This window comes from uncultured Cytophaga sp. (assembly GCF_937863595.1).
GTDB lineage: Bacteria > Bacteroidota > Bacteroidia > Cytophagales > Cytophagaceae > Cytophaga.
Window position 1 is genome coordinate 23,797 of the sequence record NZ_CALMGQ010000134.1, and the last position, 6,597, is coordinate 30,393.

General features: G+C 35.5%; 8 protein-coding genes. 5 read left to right on the forward strand and 3 right to left on the reverse strand.

Annotated elements, in window-relative coordinates:
- Positions 1-23: 23 nt before the first annotated feature.
- The 3 genes from Q0543_RS11625 to Q0543_RS11635 all read right to left on the reverse strand — a co-directional run bounded on the left by Q0543_RS11625 (position 24) and on the right by Q0543_RS11635 (position 2,570).
- Positions 24-443, reverse strand: a complete 420-nt coding sequence (locus Q0543_RS11625) for a hypothetical protein (protein WP_299253026.1) — start codon at positions 441-443, stop codon at positions 24-26.
- 206 nt (positions 444-649) lie between these two features.
- Positions 650-1,429, reverse strand: coding sequence for a pseudouridylate synthase (locus Q0543_RS11630; protein WP_299253029.1), 780 nt, complete (start codon positions 1,427-1,429; stop codon positions 650-652).
- A gap of 40 nt (positions 1,430-1,469) precedes the next feature.
- Positions 1,470-2,570, reverse strand: coding sequence for a mechanosensitive ion channel family protein (locus Q0543_RS11635; protein WP_299253032.1), 1,101 nt, complete (start codon positions 2,568-2,570; stop codon positions 1,470-1,472).
- A 782-nt stretch (positions 2,571-3,352) separates the two neighbouring features.
- Between Q0543_RS11635 and Q0543_RS11640 the strand changes: the two genes are divergently transcribed.
- The 5 genes from Q0543_RS11640 (at position 3,353) to Q0543_RS11660 (ending at position 6,579) form a co-directional block, all read left to right on the forward strand.
- Complete coding sequence (locus Q0543_RS11640; protein ID WP_299253035.1) at positions 3,353-3,604, forward strand: DUF2024 family protein; 252 nt, start codon at positions 3,353-3,355, stop codon at positions 3,602-3,604.
- 4 nt (positions 3,605-3,608) lie between these two features.
- The gene (locus Q0543_RS11645; protein ID WP_299253038.1) at positions 3,609-4,331 is read left to right on the forward strand and encodes a YggS family pyridoxal phosphate-dependent enzyme; all 723 of its coding nucleotides are present in this window, start codon (positions 3,609-3,611) and stop codon (positions 4,329-4,331) included.
- Between the two features lie 193 nt (positions 4,332-4,524).
- Positions 4,525-4,878 (forward strand): DUF488 domain-containing protein, encoded by a 354-nt coding sequence (locus Q0543_RS11650; protein WP_299253041.1) that lies wholly within the window; start codon positions 4,525-4,527, stop codon positions 4,876-4,878.
- 444 nt (positions 4,879-5,322) lie between these two features.
- Complete coding sequence (locus tag Q0543_RS11655) at positions 5,323-6,255, forward strand: alpha/beta hydrolase (protein ID WP_299253044.1); 933 nt, start codon at positions 5,323-5,325, stop codon at positions 6,253-6,255.
- Positions 6,256-6,294: 39 nt separating this feature from the next.
- Complete coding sequence (locus tag Q0543_RS11660; protein ID WP_299253047.1) at positions 6,295-6,579, forward strand: hypothetical protein; 285 nt, start codon at positions 6,295-6,297, stop codon at positions 6,577-6,579.
- Positions 6,580-6,597: the final 18 nt, after the last annotated feature.

Here is a 6,597-nt window from a genome sequence, read left to right on the forward strand (position 1 = left end):
AGTCAATGCATTATACAACGAACTTATTTCTTGCTCAATAATGCTTTTAATGCACCCGTACTCCACAAAGCCCAAAATATTAATACCGGTTGAAACAATAAGCGTATGAATCTTTTTTGATCGGTGTCTAAGCCAAATGCATCGTGCGCTCCTGTATATTGATTTACGTTTCCTGGAAAAACAAGTACAAAAAACACAGCGAGTATAATACCAATCCACACTTTTTGTTTGGTCCAGAATACCAAAGCCAGACCGAGTAGTAATTCAGGAATACCCGATAGCAATACTATGATGTCTTTATCCATCGGAAGCCAATCGGGCACTTGTGCTTGAAAGTCAACACGTGCAAATGTAAAATGTCCGATGGCAGCGCCAATCATGAAAGTTCCTAAAACAATGCGTAAAATATTTTGAAGCGTATTGGTGTGTATGTGTGTTTGCATAAGGGATTTGAAATTTTATATAGAATATACAAAAAAATAGGCAATAGTTTTATTGAACTTAGGGATTCTTATAAAAATAATGTTAGGCCAGAAATCTAAACGTGCCAAAGTATTCAGCGCTTCTTACGCAATTGTTGATACATTTCAAGCCAATATTTTAGGGATATGTGAACAGTATATTTCACTTCAATTTCAAAAGAGATCCTTTATTTCTCCATCTCAATTCCTTCTAACATGTGTGCTAAAATAGGCGCACATTTTTCTTGGCAAGAAGGATAGAAGTGACCGTGTTTCCATGTTGTAGATTTGGGGGATTGTCCCCACCAGAATTCTGCCATGGCAATGGGTTTGAGGTTTTGTAAAAAAGCGTATTGCAAGAGTTTGGGTGCAGCACATTCGCCAGCACCACTTGGCGGGTTTTTATGTGTGGTTGCGTTGAAAATGGTGCGCAAACTTTTTTCTTCACCCGCTTGATTTAAAAATACATAGTGGTCGAATATTTTTTGTTGTAAGGAGTTTGAAAATTCCTTTCGTTCGTTTTTTCGTTGCGTTATTTCTTCTGAATATTTTGCTGTTGCTTCAAGTACATCAATTACGTTTGAGATACGAGAAAGCTCTTGCATGCCTTTGTTCAAAAATCCACCATCGGCAAGCAAATCAAACACAGGCGGAACAAAATAAGCATGATCATTGGCGTTTGCCAACTTACCCGAAAAGGCAGCAAGAAAACCAATTTTATTGAATCGATTTTGAACAACCAATACACCAAACATTTTTCCGATGATGGGTAAATCATTTTCTATTTCAGACAAACCAAAATTATGCGACCAAACCGATTGCGTGTTTAAATGTTCTTGTACCATTTCTACAGCATGCATACAAAGCCCATCTGTATCTGTCTTAAAAGGATTGCTGAACAGGCGCGGTAGAGAAGACGTGTCTATCTTCTCATTGAAGGGAATAAAGAATGGTGTCGATGCATTCATGCGATTTCTACTTGAAACATGAAAGGATTATGCGTGTACATTATTTTGTTGATGGGGTATCGTTGGCGTTTTTAAAAACGACCGTTCTGTGTGGATAAGGAATTTCAATGCCTTCTCTATCAAACCGTTTTTTAATGCTTTCATACAATTCGCATTTCATTACAAAACTAGTTGAATAATCTTTTGCCCAAGCCCAAGCTCTTAGTGTGATAGCAAAATCTCCAAGATTGATTACACGTACAATTACTTTTGGATCTTTATTTTTAATTTCTAATAAGGTACGGTGCTCAAGAATACTTGGGTGTGCTTCACATTCTTCTTGCATGATTGCTTTGGCAAGATCCATGTCGCTATCATAAGAGATTCCAATTTCTATCCACTGACAACATTTTTTGTCCCCCAAATCATAATTTACAATTTTCTCTTTATTGATAATCGAGTTCGGAATTACAATCATTTTATTTTCATAATTCCGAATAACGGTATGGCGTAACGTAATGTCGGTAACAACGCCCACCATTTCATCCGAAATTTTAATAATATCATATAATTTGAAGGGTTTGAAAATAATGATAAATACGCCACCCACTACATTTGATAATGCTTCTTGCGAAGCAACCCCTGCAATAATTGCTATCACGCCTGCACCACCTAGTGCAGTATGGGCAGTACCTCTAAGAGATGGGAATGCGAGAATAGCTAAAATGCCGCCGAAGAAATAAATTACAATAACAGCCAACGAACGTATAAATTTATAGCTTGTAGGGTCTGTGCCCGTAATTTTACTGCTTTGTATTTTACGCGTAAAAAGTGTTTGAACTACAGACCCCCCAATTACAGTGAGTAGTACGACTGAACCCAAATAGACGAGGAGCCAAAAGTTTTGAGCAGCTTGTCCATATAAATCTTTGCTAATAAAAACAAAACTAGAAGCACTTAAACCTAAAATAATCCAAATCACTTTTAAAATTGATTTTAATAAATGCAAGGTTACATGCTCTTCATTTGGAAATTCGAGATTGGCTTTTTTGACTTGCCATTTATATAGTGTGTTCGTTATGAGTAGCAATAAAATAACAACACTTACGATAATGAAAAAGTATATAATCGATTGTTCGTGTTCTTTAATAAGTTGTAACATGGGTCAATGGTTTATTTTATAAATGTTACGTTAAACAGCATGTGTTACTAAATACTATTGTAGACGGATGTTTAAATTGTGAGTAAACATACACATACATAACGTTTTATGCGAACATTAGAGCTGAAATAAGCACGGTTGTATCATGAACAAATAGAAGATGTATAGTAATTGTTTTACTATATACGCAATTGTATCTTTATTTTGAAATTTTGATTGTTGATTGGTAGATAGACATATAATGTATGCTTTTTTATGTTGCATGGGTTGGCTCTAATCCATAAGAAACATTTTTTTTAAATTTCGAAGCGATTAATACCTTTTCATTGAGCCTATAGTTGACCACTTAGGTAGGTTTAAGAGCTTAAGAGAGTAAATGTGTCATTTATTCCCTAACTGCAAGGATTGATTGAAAAGAAACCCTGAGCCATCCAAAACTGCGCCATGAATAGGCCTGAGGCCGGGGTGATTACATCGCAGGACTAAAGCGCTCGTCAATCTGTTCATAAAACAATTATAGGACTAGGTGTTGTCTAGGATTGAATAAAAGTTGACTGTATACAATCGAATATGTAAAAAAAAGAACGGTATTGTAATCCCTTACGTTACGCTTCATTTTTTTTAGCTGAACATGAAGGATCCACGATTATGAAATTTACGACACATCTTTAGGATATCTGCTTTTATCGTGTAAATTTAATACATGATCGCGGCATTTATTATTTAGCAGAGTGCTGTGTCGTTAAAAAAAAATTAGTACGTAAATGTAAATAAAATAGAACATGCAAGTAGCCGTTTGGGACACCTATGTAACAAAAAAAGACACTACTGTTATGCACTTTGACATTGTTGTACCCTCTGAAGTAACAGATGCGAGCATCATTTACAACTATGGTAAGTTGTATCTAATATCAAAAGCTCAAGAAGGGCAAGCTTTAACATATAAAGAATGTAGTTTTTGTCATATTGAAGCACTTGAAGAAAACCGAGTAGCAGAAATTCATAATAATGGTTTTTTTATAATAGAAATGTAAGGATGTGAATAATATAAAAACTAATTTAGAGCACGTTCATAAACGCATTCTGAATGCTGCACAGCATAGTGGAAGGGACCCTAAAGAGATTAAATTGTTGTTGGCAACAAAAACAGTTTCATATGAAAATATTTGCGTTGCATTACAACTTGGTGAAACAATTATTGGTGAAAACAAAACGCAGGAATTAAAAGAAAAATACGAGGGTTTAACGTCAATTGCTCATACGACCCATTTTATAGGACACCTTCAAACGAATAAAATAAAAGATGTATTAAAATATGCCGATTGCATTCAGTCAATAGATCGACTTGAATTGGTTCAAAAACTAGATCGTCGATTGCAACAAGAAGGTAGAACGATGGATATTATGCTGCAAGTAAATACATCTAACGAAGAAAGTAAATTTGGGCTTGATCCCGCTGCAAGTATTGATTTTGCGAAAGAAGTATCCACATTCAATACATTAAAAGTTAAAGGACTAATGACAATCGGATTATTTAGTTCAGAACTGGAAAAGGTTCGCAAATGCTATCGCTTATTAAAAGACATTCAGTCGGAAATGAACGCCTTGCAATTGCCCAATTTTGAACTGAATGAATTGTCAATGGGAATGAGTGGTGATTTAGAAATTGCCATTGAAGAAGGCGCAACACTCATTCGTGTAGGTACAGCAATATTTGGCAAACGAATACATCCAGATAGTTATTATTGGAGCGAAAAGTAAATGCATGGCAACAGTTAATACCAATAGATTATCGTAGGCATATGTTACTTATAGACGTGCGTTGCCTATATCCTATACCCTGTATACACAACGCTTAAATATTTGTTATTAAAAAGTTTCATTTGAACGTTTCTAAATTATAGGTGATCATTCAAATCCAAATGAAACAAACAATCTTTTATTCCATCCGAGTATGAAACCTATTTTAATCAAAAGAATATACGAAGAAGCATCAGAGACTGACGGGTATCGGATTTTAGTAGACAGAATTTGGCCCAGAGGTATTTCAAAAGAGCGCGCAGGATTAGATGAGTGGATTAAGACTATCGCGCCATCAACGGAACTGCGAAAATGGTTTGATCATAAGGAAGAACGCTTTAATGAATTTGCAAAACGGTATAAAAAGGAATTGCAAGTAGAGCAGGAAGAGCTAGGCCGCATACGAAAGATTGCTCAGAAAAGACACGTCACCCTTGTGTATGCTGCAAAAAATATTCATTTTAATCAAGCCGTAGTTTTGAGAGCAATTTTAATGGAGACGGATTAAATTTATTTTTCAGAATAGGTGCATTCTGTTGCTCTGTGTGAGTTAAATGAATTTTTACTAGATGCGATATTGTTTGGTTACTCACTACATTTTAAAACGTCTATAGTGAATTTTGTTTTCCTTTTTTATATAGTTTAGCTTGTGTGGCTGGCGTAATTTTTTACATTCCGTTCTACTTTAAATACCTAATTTTAGTCGGTGATTTTTTTCAATACATTCTGTATAATCCAAATCTTAGTATACTTAAATAAGGTGAAAGGTTTGAAAATAAAATGCGACGTAATATTCTTTAGGCGTTCAAAGAAAAAATCTGAACTATAAAAAGATTAATGAACACCCCCATTTATTTGCATTCATTTAGATCTATGAATGGCATCGTAGCTTTTGATTAATGAAAAATATTGTAGATATTATATGTATTGATTTGTAATAATTATACATAGAATGAAGAAAATAGCCTATACCATTATCGTCCTATTCCTAATTGTGTTGCTTGCTATACTAGCGATGAGGCGTTCAGATATACCCCTTGAAGAATTAAAACGTACGTACACCAATGAACATTCCAAATTTATAAAAATAGATGGAATGGATGTTCATTATCAAGATGAAGGCACAGGGATTCCACTCGTTCTTATTCACGGAGTAGGGTCGTCCTTGAATACATGGGATGGTTGGGCAGGTCAATTGAAGAACGACTTTCGAATTATTCGATTGGATTTACCTGGTTTTGCATTAACAGGTCCACATCCCAACAAAGATTATTCGATCGATTTTTATGCATCCTTTATGAAAACTTTTCTGGATACACTTCAAATCGATTCCTGTTATATGGCAGGAAACTCTTTGGGCGGATACATTACTTGGAACGTTGCTGCAGCATATCCCGACTTCGTAAAACGGATGATCTTGCTGGATGCAGCTGGGTATCCCTTGGAAGATACCATTCCATATGTGTTTACAGTCGCACAGTCTTCCATTGTACCCCTGTTCAATAAAATGACACCTCGTTTTCTGGTTGCTCAGATTCTAAATGAAGTATATGGTGATGATTCTAAAGTGACCGATGAGATTGTTGATCGCTACTACTACCACGCACTTCGGGAGGGCAATAGAGATGCTTTTTTATCCGTTGTAAAGACGTTAGACTTTAAAGACTATCAAAAACTAAAAACCATAGAGACGCCTGCTTTACTTATGTGGGGCGAAAAAGATAAATGGATAGATCTCAAACAAGCAAAACGGTTCAACAAAGATTTACCACATTCAGAATTAATCGTGTATCCGGGTGTTGGGCATATACCGATGGAAGAATTGCCAATAGAAACCGCAAGGGATGCGAAACGATTTCTATTGGGTTTGAGTGATACGTTATAAAATCAGAACAACGTGCTATATAAGAAAATATATTTAAAGGTGCCCTGGTTCCTTTTTGTTGGAATTGGGTTTTGCTTTTCTTTAGAAAGTAGAGGTGCTGAAAAAATACACGCTCTCTTTTTGAATGCGCGTTTTGAAATCCAAGGCGCTACGGAAGATACCTTATGGGTTTTGCAAAATGATACAAGCTTTTTTAATAAAATATCTGAGTTTGTAACGCGTCCTTGTAGTAAACCAGAATTTGTTGTGTGGTATGAATTGAAAGCACCTAAAGATGGTGCCTACTATCTAATCTACAATGCTGAAAAGAAGTTGATACAATAAGGGAAATATACTTCAGAG